Source organism: Bradyrhizobium sp. Ec3.3 (genome assembly GCF_000472925.1).
Classification (GTDB): domain Bacteria; phylum Pseudomonadota; class Alphaproteobacteria; order Rhizobiales; family Xanthobacteraceae; genus Bradyrhizobium.
The window spans coordinates 111,650-131,981 of the sequence record NZ_AXAS01000012.1; the positions used below are offsets into that span (position 1 = coordinate 111,650).

20 protein-coding genes and 1 tRNA gene are annotated in these 20,332 nt (G+C 63.7%); 8 read left to right on the forward strand and 13 right to left on the reverse strand.

Features of this window, described 5'->3' with window-relative positions; genetic code table 11:
• The first annotated feature begins 116 nt into the window (after nt 1-116).
• Entirely contained in the window at nt 117-2,498 is a 2,382-nt protein-coding gene (locus tag YUU_RS0114035) for a lytic transglycosylase domain-containing protein (protein WP_035662333.1), read from the forward strand.
• Between the two features lie 147 nt (nt 2,499-2,645).
• Nucleotides 2,646-2,918: a DUF3551 domain-containing protein gene (locus YUU_RS0114040; RefSeq protein WP_027522943.1), complete on the forward strand. Its 273-nt coding sequence runs from the start codon at nt 2,646-2,648 to the stop codon at nt 2,916-2,918.
• Between the two features lie 76 nt (nt 2,919-2,994).
• Here YUU_RS0114040 and YUU_RS0114045 read toward each other — a convergent pair whose 3' ends face one another.
• From YUU_RS0114045 to YUU_RS0114055, 3 genes are all read right to left on the reverse strand, one after another.
• Nucleotides 2,995-3,309 (reverse strand): DUF3551 domain-containing protein, encoded by a 315-nt coding sequence (locus YUU_RS0114045; RefSeq protein WP_371260485.1) that lies wholly within the window; start codon nt 3,307-3,309, stop codon nt 2,995-2,997.
• A 133-nt stretch (nt 3,310-3,442) separates the two neighbouring features.
• The gene (locus YUU_RS0114050) at nt 3,443-4,987 is read right to left on the reverse strand and encodes a porin (RefSeq protein ID WP_027522945.1); all 1,545 of its coding nucleotides are present in this window, start codon (nt 4,985-4,987) and stop codon (nt 3,443-3,445) included.
• A gap of 630 nt (nt 4,988-5,617) precedes the next feature.
• Nucleotides 5,618-5,711, reverse strand: a tRNA-Ser gene (locus YUU_RS0114055).
• Between the two features lie 360 nt (nt 5,712-6,071).
• On the opposite strand from YUU_RS0114055, the gene YUU_RS0114060 reads away from it, so the two are divergent.
• Entirely contained in the window at nt 6,072-8,081 is a 2,010-nt protein-coding gene (locus tag YUU_RS0114060) for a tetratricopeptide repeat protein (RefSeq protein ID WP_027522946.1), read from the forward strand.
• A gap of 70 nt (nt 8,082-8,151) precedes the next feature.
• Here YUU_RS0114060 and YUU_RS0114065 read toward each other — a convergent pair whose 3' ends face one another.
• A complete protein-coding gene (locus YUU_RS0114065) occupies nt 8,152-8,418 on the reverse strand; it encodes a hypothetical protein (protein ID WP_027522947.1) in 267 nt (88 codons plus the stop codon).
• A gap of 434 nt (nt 8,419-8,852) precedes the next feature.
• Here YUU_RS0114065 and YUU_RS58630 point away from each other — a divergent pair, with 434 nt between their 5' ends.
• Nucleotides 8,853-9,152, forward strand: a complete 300-nt coding sequence (locus YUU_RS58630; RefSeq protein ID WP_156944280.1) for a hypothetical protein — start codon at nt 8,853-8,855, stop codon at nt 9,150-9,152.
• 777 nt (nt 9,153-9,929) lie between these two features.
• Here the strand turns inward: YUU_RS58630 and gatB are convergent.
• Nucleotides 9,930-11,411, reverse strand: coding sequence for an Asp-tRNA(Asn)/Glu-tRNA(Gln) amidotransferase subunit GatB (gatB, locus tag YUU_RS0114085; RefSeq protein WP_027522949.1), 1,482 nt, complete (start codon nt 11,409-11,411; stop codon nt 9,930-9,932).
• A gap of 243 nt (nt 11,412-11,654) precedes the next feature.
• Between gatB and YUU_RS0114095 the strand changes: the two genes are divergently transcribed.
• Nucleotides 11,655-12,275, forward strand: coding sequence for a hypothetical protein (locus YUU_RS0114095; protein WP_245288013.1), 621 nt, complete (start codon nt 11,655-11,657; stop codon nt 12,273-12,275).
• A 34-nt stretch (nt 12,276-12,309) separates the two neighbouring features.
• On the opposite strand, the gene YUU_RS0114100 is transcribed toward YUU_RS0114095, so the two are convergent.
• The 6 genes from YUU_RS0114100 to YUU_RS0114125 all read right to left on the reverse strand — a co-directional run bounded on the left by YUU_RS0114100 (nt 12,310) and on the right by YUU_RS0114125 (nt 16,869).
• Nucleotides 12,310-12,594 (reverse strand): hypothetical protein, encoded by a 285-nt coding sequence (locus YUU_RS0114100; protein WP_198031754.1) that lies wholly within the window; start codon nt 12,592-12,594, stop codon nt 12,310-12,312.
• A gap of 2 nt (nt 12,595-12,596) precedes the next feature.
• Nucleotides 12,597-14,072 (reverse strand): Asp-tRNA(Asn)/Glu-tRNA(Gln) amidotransferase subunit GatA, encoded by a 1,476-nt coding sequence (gene gatA, locus YUU_RS0114105; protein ID WP_027522953.1) that lies wholly within the window; start codon nt 14,070-14,072, stop codon nt 12,597-12,599.
• The gene (locus tag YUU_RS0114110; protein WP_027522954.1) at nt 14,069-14,293 is read right to left on the reverse strand and encodes a hypothetical protein; all 225 of its coding nucleotides are present in this window, start codon (nt 14,291-14,293) and stop codon (nt 14,069-14,071) included. The genes gatA and YUU_RS0114110 overlap by 4 nt, the downstream gene beginning before the upstream one ends.
• A gap of 20 nt (nt 14,294-14,313) precedes the next feature.
• Nucleotides 14,314-14,601 carry an Asp-tRNA(Asn)/Glu-tRNA(Gln) amidotransferase subunit GatC gene (gene gatC / locus YUU_RS0114115; protein WP_027522955.1) on the reverse strand — a complete coding sequence of 96 codons (288 nt, stop codon included), beginning with the start codon at nt 14,599-14,601 and terminating at the stop codon, nt 14,314-14,316.
• A gap of 194 nt (nt 14,602-14,795) precedes the next feature.
• Complete coding sequence (locus YUU_RS0114120; protein ID WP_027522956.1) at nt 14,796-15,872, reverse strand: nitronate monooxygenase family protein; 1,077 nt, start codon at nt 15,870-15,872, stop codon at nt 14,796-14,798.
• 16 nt (nt 15,873-15,888) lie between these two features.
• Nucleotides 15,889-16,869, reverse strand: coding sequence for a nitronate monooxygenase family protein (locus YUU_RS0114125; RefSeq protein ID WP_027522957.1), 981 nt, complete (start codon nt 16,867-16,869; stop codon nt 15,889-15,891).
• 95 nt (nt 16,870-16,964) lie between these two features.
• Between YUU_RS0114125 and YUU_RS0114130 the strand changes: the two genes are divergently transcribed.
• On the forward strand, nt 16,965-17,855 hold the full coding sequence (locus tag YUU_RS0114130; RefSeq protein ID WP_027522958.1) for a LysR family transcriptional regulator: 891 nt from the start codon (nt 16,965-16,967) through the stop codon (nt 17,853-17,855).
• Here YUU_RS0114130 and YUU_RS0114135 read toward each other — a convergent pair.
• Nucleotides 17,842-18,057 carry a hypothetical protein gene (locus YUU_RS0114135; protein WP_027522959.1) on the reverse strand — a complete coding sequence of 72 codons (216 nt, stop codon included), beginning with the start codon at nt 18,055-18,057 and terminating at the stop codon, nt 17,842-17,844. The two genes, YUU_RS0114130 and YUU_RS0114135, sit on opposite strands and share 14 nt — an antisense overlap.
• A 47-nt stretch (nt 18,058-18,104) precedes the next feature.
• Here YUU_RS0114135 and ruvX point away from each other — a divergent pair, with 47 nt between their 5' ends.
• Together ruvX and YUU_RS0114145 are read left to right on the forward strand one after the other, a co-directional pair.
• Nucleotides 18,105-18,596, forward strand: coding sequence for a Holliday junction resolvase RuvX (gene ruvX, locus YUU_RS0114140; protein WP_027522960.1), 492 nt, complete (start codon nt 18,105-18,107; stop codon nt 18,594-18,596).
• Between the two features lie 3 nt (nt 18,597-18,599).
• A complete protein-coding gene (locus YUU_RS0114145) occupies nt 18,600-19,523 on the forward strand; it encodes an AEC family transporter (RefSeq protein WP_027522961.1) in 924 nt (307 codons plus the stop codon).
• 32 nt (nt 19,524-19,555) lie between these two features.
• Here the strand turns inward: YUU_RS0114145 and YUU_RS0114150 are convergent, their stop codons facing one another.
• Nucleotides 19,556-20,326, reverse strand: a complete 771-nt coding sequence (locus YUU_RS0114150; RefSeq protein ID WP_027522962.1) for a CPBP family intramembrane glutamic endopeptidase — start codon at nt 20,324-20,326, stop codon at nt 19,556-19,558.
• Nucleotides 20,327-20,332 lie beyond the last annotated feature (6 nt).

The window sequence follows — 20,332 nt, forward strand, 5'->3', positions numbered from 1 at the left end:
CATATTCAATCAAATACAGCTAGGTCTTGAGCCACTTGAACGATTCGGGGCAACGAAACTCCGTGACCTTCTTTTCCCATGCCACATGGCGATCCGCCGGTCTGGTTGTGTGCCTGATGGCTGGGCTGTCGGTCGGTTGCGCGGCCTTGGCCAAATCCAATGAGACCACCGCGGACGGGACCAAGGACACAGCGAAGCCAGCCGCCAAGGATACTGCGAAGGGTCCAGCCAAAGGATCGGCCAAGGGAACGGATAAGGGAACTGGCAAGGACACGGCCAAAGGCGGCGCTGGCAAGGGAACGGCTGGCGCACCGGCCAAGGATGCCGCGAAGAAACCCGTCAAGGATGCCGGCAAGGAACCCGCAAAGGACAAGCCCAAGCCTGCGGCCGGGGTACCTGTGCCAAAATCACAGCCGGCCGCCAACGGTTCGTCTCCCAAACCCGCACCCGCCCCGGCGGCGACGGCTGCCGTCAAACCAACCGCACCGGCTGCCGTCAAACCGATCGCAGCACCCGTGCTGGCTCCTGCGACCCGCCAGCATGCCGCACCACGCAAGCCCGTGACGCCGGCCGCGGTCGCTGCGACCTCATCGACTTCGCAGGCCGACAAGGACACGCTGGAGAACGTCATCGAGCTCGTGCGCAAGCACAGGCCGGGTGATGCCACCGACAATGCGGCCACGATCACAGATCCGGTCGCGCGAAAACTCGCCGAATGGATCATCCTGCGCAGCGACGACAATGGCGCCAGCGTCGAGCGCTACCGTGCCTTCATCAGCGCCAATCCGAGCTGGCCGTCGCAAACCTTCCTGCGCCGCCGCCTTGAAGCCGCGCTCTGGGACGACCGGCGCGAAGACTCCGTCGCGTGGTCGTGGTTCGAGAACGAATCCCCTGTCTCCGCCAAGGGGCGCTTCTCGCTCGCCAGGGCGATGCTGGCGCGCGGCGACCGTGCCAATGCCGAGCGCCTCGTGCGCGAGGCCTGGCGCAGCGACCCGATGTCGGAAGAGACGGAGAACAACGCGCTCGACCAATTCGGCGCGCTGCTCACGCCGGGCGACCAGAAAGCGCGAATGGACACGCTGCTCTATGGCAGCGAGCATGAGGCCGCGCTGCGCGCCGCCAAGCGGCTCGGCGCCGGCTACGTGGCGCTCGCCAAGGCGCGCATCGCCTCCTACAAGAAGGCGCCGAACACGCGCGCTCTGCTCGAAGCCGTGCCGCACGAACTGCACGGCGATCCCGGCTTCATCTTCAGCAAGATCCAGCTCCTGCGCCGCGAGGAGAAGTTCGCGGAAGCCGCGCAACTGATGCTGTCGGCGCCGAAGGATCCAAACCGGCTCTACAATCTCGATGAATGGTGGATCGAGCGGCGCCTGATCGCACGCAAGATGATCGACACCGAGGAATTCCGCAGCGCCTATCTGATCGCGCGAGACGCGGCCCTGCCCTCGCGCGACATCTACAAGACCGAGCAGGAATTCACCGCGGGCTGGATCGCGCTGCGCTTCCTCAATGATCCCGCGGCCGCAGCCCAGCATTTTGCCCGCATCGGCGTCGGCAGCGTCAACCCGACCACGCTGGCGCGCGCAGGCTATTGGCAGGGCCGCGCAGCGGAAGCCATGGGCCGCCAGCAGGAAGCGCGCAACGCCTATGCACGCGCGGCCGAGCAGTCGACGAGCTACTATGGCCAGCTTGCGCGGGCAAAACTCGGCCTGCCGCAGATCGAGCTCAACAGCGCGCCGCGCGGCCGCGGCGCCGAGCGGCTGGAGATCGTACGCGCGGCGCAACTGCTCTACGAGCTCGACGAGCGCGAGATCGCGGTCCCGATGCTCGCCGACATGGGGGAGAATGGCGACCCCGAAGCGCTTGCCGGCCTCGGCGAGCTGACCCAGCGCTACAGCGACGCCCGCGGCATGCTGCTGGTCGGCAAGGCCGCGCTCAACCGCGGGCTGCCCTTCGACTTCTACGCCTATCCGGTCAACGGCATCCCGCAGTTCAGCCAGATCGGGCCCGAGGTCGAGCGCAGCATCGTCTACGCGATCGCGCGGCAGGAAAGCGCGTTCAATCCGGCGGTGGTGTCGCCGGCGCAGGCCTACGGGCTGATGCAGGTGACGCCGGACGCTGCGCGCTACGTCTGCAAGCGACACGGCGCGACCTACGACCTGTCGCGGTTGAAGAACGATTCGGTCTACAACGCCACGCTTGGGGCGGCCGAGCTCGGCGGCCTGCTCGAGGACTACCGCGGCTCCTACATCATGACCTTCGCCGCCTATAACGCCGGCCGCGGCAGCGTGAAGAAGTGGGTCGAGCGCTACGGCGATCCGCGCGAATCCAAGATCGACGCAGTCGACTGGGTCGAACTGATCCCGTTCTCCGAAACGCGCAACTACGTGCAGCGCATCATGGAGAACCTTCAAGTTTATCGCGCGCGCTTTGGCGGCGGAACGCGGCTGCAAATCGACGCTGACCTGCACAGAGGCACGAGCGGCAGCGTCGAGTAGCTGGTCAGCGCCGCATCGAGCCTCGTAGCTTACCGCCCTCTGCGAATCCAGGCGCGGTTCAAGGAGAGCTACCAAGCCACTGGCGCGGCATTATAATTGGAAACGCCGCACATCGATTGGTCGACGGCACGAACCTGGAGGCGTGTCATGTTTCGCGTGATCTGCGCAGTGATATCGATGGCCCTGATCCTGTCAGGTATTGCGGCCGGCAGCTCGACGGCTCACGCCAAGAAACGCCCCCATCCGGCTCCCCAGGCGGTCGCGCAGGATCGCTATTGCCTGCAAGGACGACGCTGGGGGTACCCAGGCAATTGCCAGTTCGCCACTTACAGCCAATGCATGGCGACGGCGTCGGGCACGATAGACGCCTGCGGCCTCAATCCCACTTACGCGTTCAGGGAATGGCAGGGACCCCGGTGATCCCTAATTCTTGCGCGCGAACGCGCCGCGAGCCCACCGAGCCGCGCCGGCAATCGAAGCGGCAGGAATTCCATCATCACCTGACCGGAACGGGCCTACCCGAGGGTGCCGGTGGGCGGGCAACGCCCGTTGTGGTCGGCTGGGACCAATATGGATTGTCCATGCACATCGCCGACAATCCCGCCGCGGCCGCCTTGCACGCCTCCCACGAGGGATAGCTGCAATAGATCGTGCTGCTACCGCCCCACTCCCACTTCTGGAGGCAGACGGGATATCTGGGATCGTAGCGCTCGGCCATCGCTGGCGCAGGAGCGAGGATCGTGGCGCCGGCCATGATCACCGCGCCGAGCACGCCCGTCATCGCGGCCATCCGGATTGTCCAACTGCTCACCGTCGAATCTCCAGCTCCGCTCCTTTCACCGGAAAGAAGCCGTTACGTTCGAGCCAATATACGCCGCAACACCCGCAAAGAAAAACCCCGGCGGTTGCCCGCCGGGGTTCTCTGATCGGTCGAGAGATCGATCTTAGAAGTTGCGCTGAGCGCGGAGCAGCATGGTAACGCTGTTCTGGTCCCTCAGCTCATACAAAGCGCGTGGCTTTTGCAACGTGGCAGACGGCTGGATGTCCACCGTTCCCGAGTACCTCTGGTCCAAACGCGTCCAGTTGACGTCGGCGGTGAAGGCGAGGTTCTTGACCGGGGTCCAGACCACGTTGGCACCGACCACTGCAACGGCGAAGTCGGGGTTGCAGTTGCCGGTCAGACCAAGCGATTGCCGAGCGAAGAAGCAGATCGTGTTCGTGGCGAGAGAGCCGTAATCCACCACGCCATAGGCACCGTAGATGCCGCTCGCCCAGTTCGGGCTCCAGTTGTGGGTGTAACCACCGCGGAAGCCCCAGCTCTTCACCGTTTCAAGACTGCTATTCGCGAAGCCATTGCCGCCGGTGAATACCGCATCAGCAATGGCGGCAAACCCGAGGCTCTGGTAAGCACCAGGCACGCCCGTGCCACCAAACATCGCGATGGTGGTCGGGAACAAGCTCTGGAAGTTATAGCGCGTTGCACCGTCCGTATAGACGGCCTGCAAGTTGATCGAGTCGCCCGGTCCGGTCGGGATGTTCTTGATCGACAACGAACCCTGAACCGCCCAGCCAAACTTGGTGCCGGGAGAACCAGTGGACTCATTGGTACCGTAGTAACCCGGGGTATTCTCATGACCCACGACGGAGAGTTGGGCTAAACCCCAAGCTTGGTCAACGCGGACCGCACCGACGATATCCGGAACACGGGTGCCGGCAATCGTGGGCGCACCGTAACCGGTGAGGAAGCTGACAGTACCGTTGGGTGTGATGCTCGGCGTCGCACCACCCGGGAACGACAGGTTCCAGATGTTCGTCTGGTCATAGACTGTGGGGTCCTGCAACGCCACCGAAGCCGTGATGCCCTGACCGAAATCAGCCGTGTAAGCGACCTGGTTCACGCCGGTGACGTGGTTGGAACCGCCTGGCAACGTATCGGGACCGCCAGCCGGATAGCTCTGCCACGGAGCGTCGAAGATCGAGACCGTGCGGCCAAACGTAAATCCAGCGAACTGGATGAACGCGTGGTACAGACCGAGCGAGGCGCCGCCAATGGTACCGGTCGTGCTGTTGTAAACAGTCGTGCCGCCGACCGTGCCAGCGCCGACATAAGAACCACCGGTCCAGGTGAACACCATGTCCGCGTAGGTGCGCACGACGCCGTATTCGGTCGCGGTGCGGGTATCGACCGTGAAGTCCATACGAGCGCGGCTGGCCCAGTAGTTGCTCAGCCGGTTGCGCGCACCATCCGGTGCACCGGTCGCAAAGGCATAGTCGTTGCTGCTGCCGACCACCGTGTCGGCGCGGACGTACCCGCCGAACTTGATGCAAGTGTCAGTGCCCGGCATGTAGTAGAATCCGGCACCGTACAGGGAGCAGATCTTCACGTATTCGACCGCCTTGGCCTTTACGGGGAGATCGGCTGCCTGAGCTCCGCCCACGGCGATCAGACCCGCCGCTGAGCCGAGCAAAAGGCTCTTAACCAACTTCATGTTAAACCTCCAAGTTGCTCTTCAGGGAAGGTCACTGACCGGATGGCCAATTTCCCATTCCCGTTTCAAACACCGCTTAGCCGCTTCGCGCCTTCGGACACACCCGCATGAACGCGAGGGACTTAAGCGAACCACCTAAAACGGGACGACCTCGGGATGCCCCCCTCCGTCGCGTGGTCAGAATTACCGAACGACCTTGCACACACAACAAAAGAACGCTCCGAACCGGCCCTACAAAGCGCGTTTTCCAACGGGTGTTGCACAAATAACACGCGGATGTGATCGCGGCGCGCCTGTAAGTACTTGTTTTCCATACTCTTTTTGCAGCGGCTCCAAATGCTGTCAAAATTCCCTCGTGAAGGGGGACCGAGCGCTTGCTGTCTGTGACGACGTCGCGACGCACTGGAATCGAAGAATCGGCAGCCGACTCGGAACGGAGGCTGGACGATCTCGTCGCCGCGCCGTTCGATCGCTGAGCGCACTGGTCTTTGACTAACGCGAGGCCGTTCCCCCAGGGCCAAGCGAGGACAGAGTGCTAGTTCCCGTGGGGGGCGAGCTGCCGCCGGCCGGACCTACCTGGACTCATATATATTGTGGGGTGATTTGAAGCGGTGGGCCGGAGTTCACGGCTGGCGGAGACGGAGGGATTCGAACCCTCGATAGGCCTTTACAAGCCTATAACGGTTTAGCAAACCGCCGCCTTCAGCCACTCGGCCACGTCTCCGGCTGTGCCGGGTATGCCCGACCCCGCGGCGAGCCGCAAGCGGCAGAATCGAGGCTAACGGGTTTCTTTGCACATGAAAGCTTTGACAGCGACCGAAGCGGGGGACGGGTCGAGACTGGCTTGACGTCCGGAGCGACGGCCGGCCGTCGTCAAGCACGCAGGGCCGGTAGCCATCGCGTCAGTTGGCCAGCACAAATGCAAATATTGTCGCGCGCAAAATCTCGGCACGTGCGCGGTTAGTTTCGTAGCTTGAAGCGCGGGCGGCGCGGCCGTTGTTCTCTCCAGCAAAGGCGACTAGAGTTTTTTGCACCCAGTTCGCCAAAGCACAGACCCGTCATCGCGGTCCGGAAACCCATTCACATGTCGCAGCAAAGCCGCAACAAGGGAGCTTCGGCCCCCTCCTCACTCCATTCGTCGGCTATTCTGGACCGGGCAATTGCGGCGCACCGTTCGGGCAATCTGGCGGATGCGGAACGGGCCTACACGACCATCCTGAGGGCAAGCAGAACGCATCCCACCGCGCTCCATATGCTGGGGCTGTTGCAGGCCCAGCGCGGCAATTTCGCGGACGCCGAGCCATTGCTCAAGAAGGCTGCCCGCATCGACTCCGGCAATCCCGACGTTCTTTTCAACTATGCCAACGTGCTGCGTGCATTGGACAAGACAGACGATGCGCTCGCTTGGCTTGCGAAAGCGATTGCCCTGTCGCCGGACTTCGCCGATGCGCATCTCAATCGCGGCGCGATCCTGATTGCACGGAAGGAGTTTCACGGCGCGATCGCCGAACTTGATCGCGCCATTGCGATCACGCCATCGAGCGCAGCCTTCTTGAACCGAGGTAGTGCGTTCCAGCGGCTCGGTCAGCTTGACGAAGCGCATGACAGCTACCGAAGTGCCATCGAGCTTGCACCGTCGAATCCACAGTACCATTTCGTCTTGTCTGAGGTCCTTACCGAAATGGGCCGACACGACGAAGCGATCGAAGCGCTCGAAAGAACGGTCGCACTCAACAAGGCCTTCCCGTTCGCGTTGAGCAAGCTCGTTGATTCCAGGCGGAAGCGTGCCGACTGGCGCAGTTTCGAACGTGAACAGGCCGCCTTGGACGAGGCCGCCGAATCCGGCGTGGCGATCGACGCGCTCACCTTCCTTGTTGCCTCGTCGTCTCCGGCACACCAATTCACCTGTGCGAAGACGTATGTCGCCAACGTCGCTCCGGAGCGAGGTGCCGCGATAGCCAGAACGCCGTCACCGACTTCCCGGCTGCGGGTCGCGTACCTGTCTGCCGATTTTCGCAATCACGCCACCGCGCTTTTGATGGCCGGACTTTTCGAGGAGCACGACCGCGAGCGCTTCGACATCAGCGCCATCTCCTACGGACCGGATGACGGCGGCAACATGCGCAACCGCCTGAAGGCAGCATTCGAACGCTTCGAAGACGTCAGACATCTTACCGACGAGGACGTGGTCAAGCTGATACGCCAGCTCGACATCGAGGTCCTCGTCGATCTCGGAGGCTTCACCGCCGGTGCGCGGCCGAAAATCCTCGCGCACCGGCCGGCTCCCATCCAGGTCAACTATCTCGGCTTTCCCGGCACGATGGGCGCGTCATATATCGACTACATCATGGCCGACCGGATCGTCATACCCGAAGGAGAGCAGAAGCATTACGCCGAGAAGGTGATCTATCTCCCCGACAGCTATCAGGTGACCGACACCAGGCGACCGCCCCTGCCAAATGCACCAGCCCGGAGCGAGGTCGGACTGCCGGACGATGCATTCGTCTACTGCGCGTTCAACAAAACGTTGAAGATCACGCCTGTGCTGTTCGATGTCTGGATGAGGCTGCTTGCCAAGACCGCCGGCAGCGTCCTTTGGCTGTTTGATGGGGGCCAGATCGCCAGGGAGAACCTGAGGCGTGAAGCTGTAGCGCGCGGCATCGCCGCCGAGAGGATCGTGTTCGCCCCACCCGTCGCTATCGACGAACACTTGGCGCGCCACCAGCTGGCCGATCTGTTCCTGGACACGTTGCCCTACAACGCCCATACCACGGCCAGCGACGCCCTTTGGGCTGGCTTGCCGGTCCTGACCTGCCTCGGCACCGCCTTTCCGGGACGAGTTGCAGCCAGTCTCCTGAATGCTGTCGGCCTTCCCGAGTTGGTGACGCGATCGCTGGACGAATATGAGGGCTTGGCGCTTCGGATCGCGCACGATTCCGAACTTCGAACCGCCCTCAAGAGCAAGCTGGCGACGCATCGGTCCACTTGGCCTCTCTTCGATACTGTCGGTATGACACGACACATCGAAAAGGCCTTCAGTGAAATGTGGCGCCGGCATTGCGCCGGCGAAGCGCCGGCCTCGTTTGCCGTCTAAATCTGATGGTCGCCTTGGCGCAATCGCATCGATCGGTCAAGGTTCGGGTCCGTACGGCGGAGTGAACTGCTCAATGCGCGGTGGCCCAGGCCCTCGCCTCGCGCTGCGCGGCTGCGATCTCGGCATCCGACATCTGCCCGGCGACCTCCTGGCGAAGTGCGATCGCGTCCTTGCGGCCCTTCAGCGCCGCGAGGTTGAACCACTTATGCGCGGCGACGAGATCGACGAGGCCGCAGCGGCCGCTCGCCCAATACATGCCCCGCTCGAACAGCACGTCCGACAAGGCGCTCACGTCGACCGGCGTCGCGGTCTCCAGATCGAAAGTCCCCTGAAACATGTCGCATCCCCTTTATTGTTGTGCCGCCTCGTTCCCCCGAGCGCGGCTCCCATCCAAACTGTTCAACTCGTCCCCATGCCGTTCTTGCCGGCTTGTTGAGGGCGATCTTGGCGAGCAAATTTGAATGGCAGTTTAAGTATCGCGATGAAGGGGACGTAAACGCGAGGCCACCTGGCGCGGCCACGAAAATGCAAGAAGTCCCGGATTCTCAAGTACTTCTGCGATACGTCAGATTTGGTTAACCGTCCGGATTTTCGGACGATGATAACCATCGCGCGTGGTGAGATGCGCACGATCGTAGCCAAATTCTGAGCTGTCATTCCCCGCGAAGGCGAGGAATCCAGTACGCCGCGGCTTCTCCGTATGCGTCACTGGCTCTGGAATACTTGGCGGTTTCAACCGGTCGTCGCAACACTCCATCAAAGGAGGTGGCGATGACGCCGGAGGGTGGGCGCGCGGTCGGGCCACGGCGATCGCGAGCCTGTTCGGCTGCGCTGTCGCGTCTTGGATCTGAAATTTTGAGAAATGAAAACGCCGGCGAGGATCCCGGCTACTCGAACGAGGGCGTCGGCGAACACGTCAGGACCAGATTTCATTTTGGCCGCGAGGCTACTCATGAAATTGCGGAGCCGTTAAAGGCGAACCGCACCGAACGAAGAAAACTTGTTTCTTCTGCCGGACCGGACCTTGACGAGCAAGCTCGACAAGGAAGGACGATCCGACCGTTGACCTGATGTCTCGCCGACACCCTCTATCGCCGATCAGAGCCTAGTTGACTGAGACCTGTCCTGCCGGAGGCAAACCAGATCGCAGAAGGCGCTGATGACGTGCCGGCCATCAGAGAGGCCGGCGACTTCAGAAGCGAAGTTACTTCTTCTTCTTCGCGACCTTGCGGGTCTTCTTCGCAGTCTTCTTCACTGCGCTCTTCGCCTTCTTCGCCTTCTTCGCTTTCTTGGCCATGTTGCCCTCCGATGTGTGAGATGGCTTTAATCGCTGCGTGCATTCGGGGATCGAATGCACTTCATCCCGAATACACCAACACGGCGAAAAAAACATCTTCCCGCTTAAGGAAGTGTTGACGCAGCGAAGCGCGCAAGTACTCCGCGCATCGTGCACGCGGTTGACGAGTCGTTCGATCGTCTATGCGAAAAGTGCCTGCCGCACCGACGCCGGCGAAAGCATCGATTGCAAGAAAACTCTATGCTGCAAGCCCATTTCGCATTCGCAAGTTGCGCGCGATCGATGCTCCGGCGCGCGTTGCGTCTTGTTCGAAGGCGCACGAAGCGTGTTTCGCGGACTCTGAGTCGCGAATTTTGGCAACGAAAATATTTTCATGCTTAACGGCGCGATCGCTCGCCGGAGCGTGCTCGAAGCCGCCGTTTGTACGAATCGAAGACGGCGATTCGGTGGGGCTTGGACGATGCGATCGAGGCGACGTTGGTGTCGCCGAGTGCGCGACGGATGCGCAAAGGCAGGATCGCGGTGACGACACGCGCCGTCACCGCAACGTGTCAGACGCCGAGCTTGGACTTGAGCAGGTCGTTGACCGCTTGCGGGTTGGCCTTGCCGCCGGACGACTTCATCACCTGGCCGACGAACCAGCCGAGTGCCTGCGGCTTGTCCTTGACCTGCGCGACCTTGTCGGGATTGGCCGCGATGATGTCGTCGACCACCTTCTCGATCGCCGAGAGGTCGGTGACCTGCTTCATGCCGCGGCTTTCGACGAGCGCGCGCGGATCGCCGCCCTCCTGCCAGACGATCTCGAACAGATCCTTGGCGATCTTTCCGCTGATCGTGCCCTCGCCGATCAGGTCGATGATCGCGGCAAGCTGCTCGGCGGCGACGGGAGCGCCCGCAATGCCCCGTCCCTCCTTGTTGAGACGGCCGAACAGCTCGTTGATCACCCAATTCGCCGCCATCTTGCCGTCGCGGGTGCGATTGGCGAGCCTGTCCAGCACGGTCTCGTAGAAGTCAGCGCTTTCGCGCTCGGCGACGAGCACGCTCGCATCATAGGTCGACAGGCCGAAGTCGGCGACGAAGCGCGTCTTCTTTTGGTCCGGCAGCTCGGGCAGCTTCGCCTTCAGCTCATCGACGAAGCTTTGCGAGAATTCCAGCGGCAAGAGATCGGGATCGGGGAAGTAGCGGTAGTCGTGCGCCTCTTCCTTCGACCGCATCGAGCGCGTCTCGCCCTTGTTGGGGTCGTAGAGCCGTGTCTCCTGGTCGATCTCACCGCCGTCCTCGAGGATCTCGATCTGGCGCCGCGCCTCGTACTCGATCGCTTGTCCAATGAAGTTGATCGAGTTCATATTCTTGATCTCGCAGCGGGTGCCGAGCGGCCCGCCGGGACGACGCACCGAGACGTTGACGTCGGCGCGCAGGTTTCCCTTCTCCATGTCGCCGTCGCAGGTGCCGAGATAGCGCAGGATCGAGCGCAGCTTGGTGACATAGGCCTTCGCCTGCTCGGCGTCGCGGATGTCCGGTTTTGAGACAATCTCCATCAGCGCCACGCCGGAGCGGTTGAGATCGACATAGGACATCGTCGGCGACTGGTCGTGCAACAACTTGCCGGCATCCTGCTCCAGGTGCAGCCGCTCGATGCCGACGTTGACGCTGCGGCCGCCGTCGAGCTCGACCAACACCTCGCCCTCGCCGACGATCGGCGACTTGTACTGGCTGATCTGATAACCCTGCGGCAAGTCGGGATAGAAATAGTTTTTCCGGTCGAACACCGAACGTAGATTGATCTTCGCCTTCAGTCCGAGCCCGGTCCGGACAGCCTGCCTGACGCATTCCTCATTGATGACGGGCAGCATGCCGGGCATCGCCGCGTCGATCAGCGACACGTGCGTGTTCGGCTCGCCGCCGAACGCGATGGACGCGCCCGAGAACAGTTTTGAGTTCGACGTCACCTGCGCATGGATTTCCATGCCGATGACGATCTCCCAGTCGCCGGTGGCGCCTTTGAGAAGCTTGTGGGGGGCGGGTGCGTTCATGGGTCTCGATGTCCGGACAAATCCATATCGGGGTTGGTTGGGCTTCGCGCAACGGATCGCGCCAGTCAAGCTGGAGAACGTGGTGCGACAATGGGCCGACGACGGCGGCTGGCGCATTCCGCCCGCGCCGGGCCTGCACAGTGCACATTTGGCGCCGCTCCCTCAGGCATTGACGCCGACGCCCGACGCGCCGTAGAAGTTGAGTGCAGGGGGCAATGCATGTTCTTTCGTAGCCTGATTTTGGTGGCTTCGGCCGCCGTTCTCGTGTCCTGTTCGACACCTTATCAGCAACAAGGCTTTACCGGTGGATCCGACGTCAAGGAGCTCAGGCCCGACGTCTTCCGCGTGAGCTTCCAGGGCAATGGTTACACCACCCGCGAGAGTGTTCAGGTCTATTGGCTCTATCGTTCTGCCCAACTGGCGATCGAAAAGGGCTTTGCTGGATTTGAAATCCTGTCAGACATTCAATTCGTGATGCATCGACCACCGGCGAATGATCGTGGCCCTCGCCTCGCCAGCGCAGTGCCGTCGCTGCGCACCCGCATTCCGGTGTCACCACAGGAGACTGCCGATTTCAGGATCTGGGACCATGGCGATTTCGCCAGCCGATCGGATCAGCCGATCCGGCTCGCGCGTGGCGGCGTGTTTATCTACACCGGCGGCGGGGCGGCGGGGCCCAAGCCCGGACTCGAGGCCGACGTGCACTTCCTGCCGGCACCGGTCGAGGCGGCTCCTCCGAAAGTCTTCAATGCCAAGGCGCTGATTGCCCAGTTGGAGCCGCTCATCAAGGCCGAGCGGTGCAACCTCGGCAATATCTGTCCGCATGTTCACGAATATCTGCTGCCGAAAGGAACGCTAAGATAGCGCGCCGCGAGATATCATTGCGGGTGAACCGACCTCACGATCTAAGCAGCGTGGCAGTGATCCGCTCCCACTCCGCCTGCAATGATTCTTTCGCCGCCGGCTGGCCCGCCTGGCGGTACCAATAGCCGGCATTGCCGAGATCGCCTTCAACGCGGTGCAAGTATGCGTGCACCCAGGCGGCGTCGCGGCTGTCCTCGTCCTGGACGATCTTGTGCGCCTTGTCCCAGTCTCCCTTCGCGGCCCACCAGAGCCCTGCGAGCGGCGCGCTGAGTTCGGGCGCCGGCGCTGCGCCTTCGAGGCTGGCGATGTACGCCGCCATGTTCACCACCACCTCTCGGGCGTGAAGCGGCCGGCCGCCTGCTCGATGACCTCGCCGAGCGAGAACAGCGTCTCCTCATCGAAGGGCCGGCCGATCAATTGCAGGCCGAGCGGCAGACCTTGCGCATCCTTGCCCGCGGGCACGGCGATGCCGGGCAGGCCCGCCATGTTCACGGTGACCGTGAAGATGTCGTTCAGGTACATCTCGACCGGGTCGGCGCCGCCCTTCTCGCCGATGCCGAAGGCGGCCGACGGCGTTGCCGGCGTGAGGATCGCATCGACGCCCCTGGCGAAACAGTCCTCAAAGTCCTTCTTGATCAGGGTGCGCACTTTTTGCGCACGCAGATAATAGGCGTCGTAATAGCCGGCCGACAGCACATAGGTGCCGATCATGACGCGCCGCTTCACCTCGGCGCCAAACCCTTCGGCGCGGGTGTTCTCGTACATCTCGATGATGTTGCGTCCCTGCTCGCGCAGGCCGTAGCGTACGCCGTCATAGCGCGCGAGGTTCGACGAGGCTTCCGCCGGCGCCACGATGTAGTAGGCCGGCAAAGCGTATTTGGTGTGCGGCAGCGACACCTCGACAAGCTCGGCGCCGGCGGCCTTCAGCCAGGCCGCGCCCGCTTCCCAAAGCTTTTCGATCTCGGCAGGCATGCCGTCGAGACGGTATTCCTTGGGAATGCCGATCTTCATGCCCTTCACGGACTTGCCGACCGCGGCCTCATAGTCCGGCACGGCGATGTCGACGGAGGTCGTGTCCTTCGGATCGTGGCCCGCCATCGAGCGCAGCAGCATCGCACAATCGCGCACGCTGCGCGCGATCGGACCGGCCTGATCGAGCGAGGAGGCAAAGGCGACGATGCCCCAGCGTGAGCAGCGGCCATAGGTCGGCTTGATGCCGACGGTCGCGGTGAAGGCTGCGGGCTGGCGGATCGAGCCGCCGGTATCGGTCGCGGTCGCGCCCATGCAGAGCAGCGCCGCAACGGCCGAGGCCGAGCCGCCGGACGAGCCGCCAGGCACCAGCGTCGTGTTCGAGCCCTCGCGCCGCCAGGGATTGCCGACGGGACCGAAGCAGGAGGTCTCGTTCGACGAGCCCATCGCGAACTCATCATTGTTGAGCTTGCCGAGCATCACCGCACCGTCGCGCCAGAGCTGCGAGGTGATGGTCGACTCGTAGGTCGGCACGAAATTGCCGAGGATCTTCGAGCAGGCCGTGGTGCGCACGCCCTTGGTCGCAAACAGGTCCTTGATGCCGAGCGGAATGCCGGCGAGCGGGCCGGCATCGCCCTTGGCGATCTGGCTATCAGCTTCGCGCGCCATGGCGCGCGCCTGGTCGGGCGTCTCCAGGACGAAGGCGTTGAGCGCGCGCGCAGCCTCCATCGCACTCAGATGCGCGTCGGTCAGCTCAAGCGACGTGAATGTCTTGTCGGCGAGACCCTTGCGGGCCTCGGCGAGCGTCAGCGATGTCAAATTGGTCATTTATTGATCGGGCTACAGAAGAACGGAGACAGGGTCTTGTCGTTGGCCGGGTCGTCTTGCTTAACGTTGTTCTTGGCGGATGCATTCGCCGACGCCTCGAGCTGGTCGAGCACGGCATTGGCCGCCACGTTGGGATCGGCAGCCTTGCCCTGCCGCTCCATCGCGTCGAGATAGTTCATATAGGCCTGATAGGCCTTCTCATCGTCGCATAGCAGGCACATCGGACTCGTGTCCTAATTTTTTACTCGACGACCTTCGGCACCAGGAAGAAGTGGCCTTCTGTCGCCGGCGCATTGGCAACGATATCATCGGCGATCTCACCATCATTGACGACGTCCTGGCGCTTCTTCATCTCCATCGGCGTCACCGAGGTCATGGGATCGACGCCCTCGACATTGACCTCCGAGAGCTGCTCGACGAAGGCCAGCATGGCGTTGAGCTCGCCCTGGAGATGCGGAACCTCGTCGTCGGAAACCGCAATGCGCGCCAGATGCGCGATGCGGCGGACGGTAGCGGCGTCAACGGACATAATATAAGGCCTCGAACGGCAGAAATCCTGTTCTGCCGTATAGCAGAGGCCGGTTTTGCGCCGCAACCGGCGCTGGGCGCATGATCCGGACCCGAAGGGCCGCGTTAGCGCAAAGTGCGCAGCGGTTTTCCGAAAAGATCATGCGCAAACAATAACCTAAAGCGCGATGACGATCCTCCCGGATCTCATCGCGCCTAGCCGGCCAGCGCTTTCAGGCGGGCCTGCGCGGATTTGGCCAGCTCCCGGGTCAATTCGGCCGCGGGCATCTCGCGGCCCATGCCGATGGCCTGTCCGGCCCAGAGATTCGTGAAATCCACCCTGCCCTGCTTCTCGGCCGCCGCCTTCAAAGGCCCCAGCGCGGTCGCGGCATGGGGAAAGGCCGGCGCGTCCGGTGAAATCGGGCCGGCTTCGCGCATCAGACGGTTCTGCACGCCGCGCGCGGGCCGTCCGGTCATCACGTTGGTAATGACGGTGGAATCGTCCCGCGCTTCGGCGAGCGCCTTGCGGCCACCGGCGCTGACCTTGGATTCCGGGCAGCGCAGATAGGCGCTGCCGATCTGCACGCCGGCCGCACCGAGCGCAAAGGCAGCCGCGATACCGCGCCCATCCGCAATGCCGCCGGCCGCGATCACCGGCACCTTCACGGCATCGACGACCTGCGGCACCAGAGCGAAGGTGCCGGGCTGCTCGGCGATTTCATCGGTCAGGAACATGCCGCGATGGCCGCCAGCCTCGGCTCCTTGCGCGATCACCGCATCGACACCGCGCTGCTCGAGCCAGACTGCCTCCTTGACCGTGGTGGCCGACGAGATGACGAGGCAGCCGGCCGCCTTGACGCGCTTGAGCTGCTCCTCCGCCGGCAGGCCGAAATGGAAGCTGACGACTTCCGGCTTCAGCTCCTCGACGACCTCGCAGAACGCTGCATCGAATGGCGCGCGGTTGGCAGCGTTGATGGGCGCCGCCGGATCGAGACCATGCTCCTTGTAATAGCCCGCGAGACGGTGCTTCCAGCGCGCTTCGGCCTCGGCCGTAAGCTCGAGAGGCTTGTGGCAGAAGAAGTTCATATTCACGGGCGCGGTAACCCGCTGGCGGATGAGATTGACTTGCTCGCGCGCCTTCTCCGCCGACAGCATCGCGCATGGCAGCGAGCCGAGCGCACCGCCTTGCGCCGCCGCGATCACCAGCTCCGCATCCATCACGCCGGCCATCGGCGCCAGCACGATCGGGAATTCGGTCTTGAAGAGGTCGATCAGTCGACGGTTAGGCCACATGGTTGTTCTCTCTTCTCTAAGCAGCGGAAGCGACCGAGTTGCGCCGGCCGGCGAGCAGCTGCTCCGCCTCTGCCGCGATCCGCTCGACGATCTCGGCTGCCGGCGGAATATCATGGATCAGGCCGACCGCCTCGCCCGCGATCACAGCGGCGACATCGAAATTGCCGCTCGCTTTTGCGGCGGCATAGTCGGCCGCAACCTTGGCGACATTCTGCATCAATTCGACCTCGCGGCCCATCCAGCGCCGGGCGTGATCGTTGATCAGGCACCGCCCGGTAAACGGCGCCGGCCAGACATTGTTGCGGGAGAGATCGAAAATGATGCCGCGCACAGTCGAGCCGCTCGTTGCATCACAGATGCGCCGCTTCGCCTCCTCCGCACCGTCGGCCTCCCGGCTCGCATAAAAGCGCGTACCGAGCAGCACGCCGCTTGCGCCCAGCATCACCATGGCGGCGAGCCCGCGTCCGTCGGCGATGCCGCCGGCCGCGACCACCGGCACGCGACCCGCCGCGAGATCGACGATCCCAGGCACGAGATCGATCGTGGTGCGGGATGCACCATGGCCGCCTGCCTCGGTGCCTTGCGCGATCAGAACGTCGGCGCACGCATCGAGCGCCTGTCGCGCCATGGCCTCGTCCTGCACCTGGCAGATCAGCCGCGCCCCGCCCGCCTTGATCTGCGGCGCAAACGGCGCGGGATCGCCGAACGACAGCATGATCGCCCCGGGCTTTGCCGCGAGCGCAACATCGAGAAGCTCGGGGCGCTTGGCGAGGCTCCAGGTGATGAAGCCGATGCCGAACGGCGCGCGCAGCGCCTTCAGCTTCGCCGTCTCCTGCTCCAGCCAAGCCCTTTCGCCATAGCCACCGCCGAGAATGCCGAAGCCGCCGGCGCGGCTCACCGTCGTCACCAGACTGCTGCCGGCGATGATGTCCATCGGAGCAAGCAAGATCGGATGCTTAATACCGAGCAGCGCGGTCAGGGGTGTGGTGATTGGCATGGCTCCTCCCGTGTGGACAGGAAGACTAAGTGGGAATAGCATTCTCGAAAATTGAATTCTTGCGAACGCTGCCATCTCAAAAACGAAACGAAACCATGGAACTCAGCGATATCAAGACCTTCGCCGCGGTCGCCCGCACTGGCGGCATCACCCGGGCCGCCGAAGAACTCAACACCGTGCAATCGAACGTCACCCAGCGCATCAAGGCGCTGGAGGCCGAGATCGGCACGCCGTTGTTCGAGCGCCACAGCCGCGGCATGACGCTGACCGGCGCCGGCAAACGGCTCTTGCCTTACGCGCAGCGGATGGCGGCGCTTTCGCGCGAGGCCGTCCTTGCCGCCCGCGATGATGGCGAGCCGAAGGGGCCGCTCGCGATCGGCTCAATGGAGACAACCGCCGCCGTCCGCCTGCCACCGCTGCTCGCGGATTTCCACCGGCGTTTCCCTGCCGTGCGGCTGAGCCTGCGCACTGCAACCACCGCCGATCTCGTCGCCGCCGTGCTCGATGGTGCGCTCGACGGCGCCTTCGTCGCCGCTCCCATCGAGCATGTCGAGCTCACCGCCGTCAGCGCCTTCCGCGAAGAGCTGGTGCTTGTCAGCGCGCGCCGCTGGACGTCACTCAAAGAGCTCCGCGCCGGCACGCCGGAGTCAGGCCCGACCGCGCTGGTGTTCCGCACCGGCTGCACCTATCGGCAACGCCTCGAGCAGATGTTCGTCGAGTTCGGCTGGCCGTCGGCGGGGCGCTTCGAGCTCGGCACGCTCGACGGCATGATCGGCTGCGTCGCCGCCGACATGGGCGTGACGCTGCTTCCACGTGCGGTGGTCGAGCGCAGCGCGATGATCGGCAGCGTGTCGATCCACACACTGAGCCCGGCTTACGCAGGGGTCGAGACGCTGTTCATCCAGCGCAGCGCCGGCCACCAGTACAGCGCGCTTCAGGGGTTTGCGTCCTGCCTGAACAGGGATGACGAGGTCATCGCGGCCTGAGCGACCAACGCCGCAGCGCCACGATCGCCCAGATCGCCTCGACTACGCCGAACGGCCAGGCGCCCTGCAGGAAACCGTAGGCCGAGCCGAGCGCGCAGGAGGCGGCGAACAGCAGCACGAACCAGTGGCTGCGGTCCTCCAGCGCATAACAGACCAGCATCGCCGTCACGGCGAACAGGCCGAATAAGGTCAGCGCATCCATTGTTCTCGGTTCACTCCGCAGCGCTTGCCATGGTATGCGCTAACACCATGCCGGCTCCTATCCTACCTCTGGTCGATGCTGCAACCCACTGGCCCGCGCGCGGTGCGCTGATTGGGCTCGATCTCGGTACCAAGACGATCGGCGTTGCCGTCTCCGATCCCGACCGGCGGCTCGCGACCGGCGTCGAGACAATCCAGCGCAAGGCATTCAAGCAGGACGCCGCGCGCCTGCTCACCATCGCCGCCGAGCGCAAGGCTGTCGGCTTCGTGCTCGGGCTTCCGATCAACATGGACGGCAGCGAGGGCCCGCGCGCACAATCGACCCACGCCTTTGCCCGCAATCTCGCCGGTCTCACGGCACTGCCGATCGGCCTGTGGGACGAACGTCTCTCGACGTCGGCGGTCGAGCGCGAGCTGATTGGCATGGACGTCAGCCGCGCCAAACGCGCCGAGGTGATCGACGAGCACGCCGCGATCTTCATCCTGCAAGGCGCGCTCGATCGTTTGGCCAATCTTCGCGACGCACCCGGGATGGACTGACCCATGGCGGTGGTGATTGCAGCACTGCTGCCGGTCTTCATTCTCATCGCGCTCGGCGTGGTGCTGAAACACAGCCTGATGCGGCTCGACACGCAATGGCACGGGCTGGAGCGGCTGACCTATTACGTGCTGTTTCCGATGCTGCTGATCCAGACGCTGGTGAAGGCCGACCTCGACAAGGTGCCGGTCGCAGGCGTCGGCGGCGCGCTGCTGCTATCCTCGCTCGTGATGTCGCTGCTGTGCCTCGCACTGCGGCCGGCCCTGGCACGGCTCGACATCGACGGCCCCGCTTTCACCTCGATCTTCCAGGGTGCGACCCGCTGGCAGACCTATGTCGCACTGTCAGTCTCCGCCAATCTGTTCGGCGATATCGGCCTCGCTCTCGCCTCCGTCGCGATGGTCGCAATCATTCCGCTGGTCAACGTGTTCAGCGTCGCGGTGCTCGCGCACTATGCCTCGCCAAACAAGCAATCCGTCGGCGCTATCGTCATGACCGTGGCGAGCAACCCGCTGATCTGGGCCTGCGCGATCGGCCTGCTCGTCAACGTCCTGCACCTGCCGCTGCCAAAGATCTGGCACGAGGTCGCGGATGCGCTGAGTCGCTCTTCCCTTGCCATCGGCCTGCTCGTCACCGGCGCGGGCCTGCACCTGAACGGCCTGCTCCGCCCCAGCGTGGGTGCCGCTATCGGCGTGGCCTTCAAGCTCGTGCTGATGCCCTTGATCGCGCTTCTGCTGGCGCTATGGTTCGGGCTGACCGGGACGAGCCTTGCGATCATCGCAGTCTGCGCGGCGGTGCCGACCTCGCCCAGCGCCTATGTGCTGGCCCGCCAGATGGGCGGCGATGCGCCGTTGCTCGCGCAGATCATCACGCTGCAGACGATCTTGGCGGCGATCACGATGCCGATCGCGATCGCGCTGGTGGCCTAGCCGCCATCATCGGCGCGCGATTGCCGGCAACCTCAACTCCCCAGCCACATCGTCAGCACCACTGCGGTCAGATTGTTCAGCGCATGGAGCACGATCGTGAGCCACAACGAATTGCCGCGGTAGCGCATGTAGCCGAACCACAAGCCGATGGAGAACACCTCGGCGAGGAAATACATGTCGTACTGGAGATGCACGGCCGTCCAGACCAGCGACGACAGGATGATCGCGCCGGGCACGCGCAGAAAGCTTTCTGACCAGCCGCGATAGAGGAAGCCCCGCGCGATCACCTCTTCGGACATCGGCGCGGCAATGCTGAAAGAGAGCACGAGCATCGTCGCCGCACCCTTGTCGCGGCCCGATTTCAAGAGATCGGTCATGAAGCCGGGCGTCGCCTCGCGGCCCAGCGCACGCGACATCGTCTCCCAGATCACCACGATCAGGACGAGACCGACGACACCGAGCAGAATCTGCAACCAGGACGGCCAGCGCAGCGCGAGGTAGTCGGCGAAGGAAGCTCCCTTCAGGCGAATGGCCAGCCACACCGCGGCCAGCGTGGTCGGCAGGCCCGCGATCACCGACAGCGCCAGCGCCTGCGGATCGCGGCCGACGGACTCGAGGGACGCCATTTCGATCGGGCCGCCGCGATGCGCGACGAGATAGACGACCGTGCCGATCTGGCCGACGAACATCGCGGCGAAGACGAACAGCCCCCACAGCGACGTGCCCCAGAATTTCCAGACGCGCGGGGATACCTCGGCGGGCGTCACGATCAGCGGGGGGTGGTCAGGATTGAGAGTGTCCATCAAGAG

Excerpts from the sequence above, each read along its gene's own strand:
- YUU_RS0114035 (WP_035662333.1), top strand. The coding sequence starts at position 117 with ATGGCTGGGCTGTCGGTCGGTTGCGCGGCCTTGGCCAAATCCAATGAG.
- YUU_RS0114040 (WP_027522943.1), top strand. The coding sequence starts at position 2,646 with ATGTTTCGCGTGATCTGCGCAGTGATATCGATGGCCCTGATCCTGTCA.
- YUU_RS0114050 (WP_027522945.1), bottom strand. The coding sequence starts at position 4,987 with ATGAAGTTGGTTAAGAGCCTTTTGCTCGGCTCAGCGGCGGGTCTGATC.
- YUU_RS0114060 (WP_027522946.1), top strand. The coding sequence starts at position 6,072 with ATGTCGCAGCAAAGCCGCAACAAGGGAGCTTCGGCCCCCTCCTCACTC.
- YUU_RS0114065 (WP_027522947.1), bottom strand. The coding sequence starts at position 8,418 with ATGTTTCAGGGGACTTTCGATCTGGAGACCGCGACGCCGGTCGACGTG.
- YUU_RS58630 (WP_156944280.1), top strand. The coding sequence starts at position 8,853 with ATGACGCCGGAGGGTGGGCGCGCGGTCGGGCCACGGCGATCGCGAGCC.
- gatB (WP_027522949.1), bottom strand. The coding sequence starts at position 11,411 with ATGAACGCACCCGCCCCCCACAAGCTTCTCAAAGGCGCCACCGGCGAC.
- YUU_RS0114100 (WP_198031754.1), bottom strand. The coding sequence starts at position 12,594 with ATGGCGGCGTACATCGCCAGCCTCGAAGGCGCAGCGCCGGCGCCCGAA.
- gatA (WP_027522953.1), bottom strand. The coding sequence starts at position 14,072 with ATGACCAATTTGACATCGCTGACGCTCGCCGAGGCCCGCAAGGGTCTC.
- YUU_RS0114110 (WP_027522954.1), bottom strand. The coding sequence starts at position 14,293 with ATGTGCCTGCTATGCGACGATGAGAAGGCCTATCAGGCCTATATGAAC.
- gatC (WP_027522955.1), bottom strand. The coding sequence starts at position 14,601 with ATGTCCGTTGACGCCGCTACCGTCCGCCGCATCGCGCATCTGGCGCGC.
- YUU_RS0114120 (WP_027522956.1), bottom strand. The coding sequence starts at position 15,872 with ATGTGGCCTAACCGTCGACTGATCGACCTCTTCAAGACCGAATTCCCG.
- YUU_RS0114125 (WP_027522957.1), bottom strand. The coding sequence starts at position 16,869 with ATGCCAATCACCACACCCCTGACCGCGCTGCTCGGTATTAAGCATCCG.
- YUU_RS0114130 (WP_027522958.1), top strand. The coding sequence starts at position 16,965 with ATGGAACTCAGCGATATCAAGACCTTCGCCGCGGTCGCCCGCACTGGC.
- YUU_RS0114135 (WP_027522959.1), bottom strand. The coding sequence starts at position 18,057 with ATGGATGCGCTGACCTTATTCGGCCTGTTCGCCGTGACGGCGATGCTG.
- ruvX (WP_027522960.1), top strand. The coding sequence starts at position 18,105 with ATGCCGGCTCCTATCCTACCTCTGGTCGATGCTGCAACCCACTGGCCC.
- YUU_RS0114145 (WP_027522961.1), top strand. The coding sequence starts at position 18,600 with ATGGCGGTGGTGATTGCAGCACTGCTGCCGGTCTTCATTCTCATCGCG.
- YUU_RS0114150 (WP_027522962.1), bottom strand. The coding sequence starts at position 20,326 with ATGGACACTCTCAATCCTGACCACCCCCCGCTGATCGTGACGCCCGCC.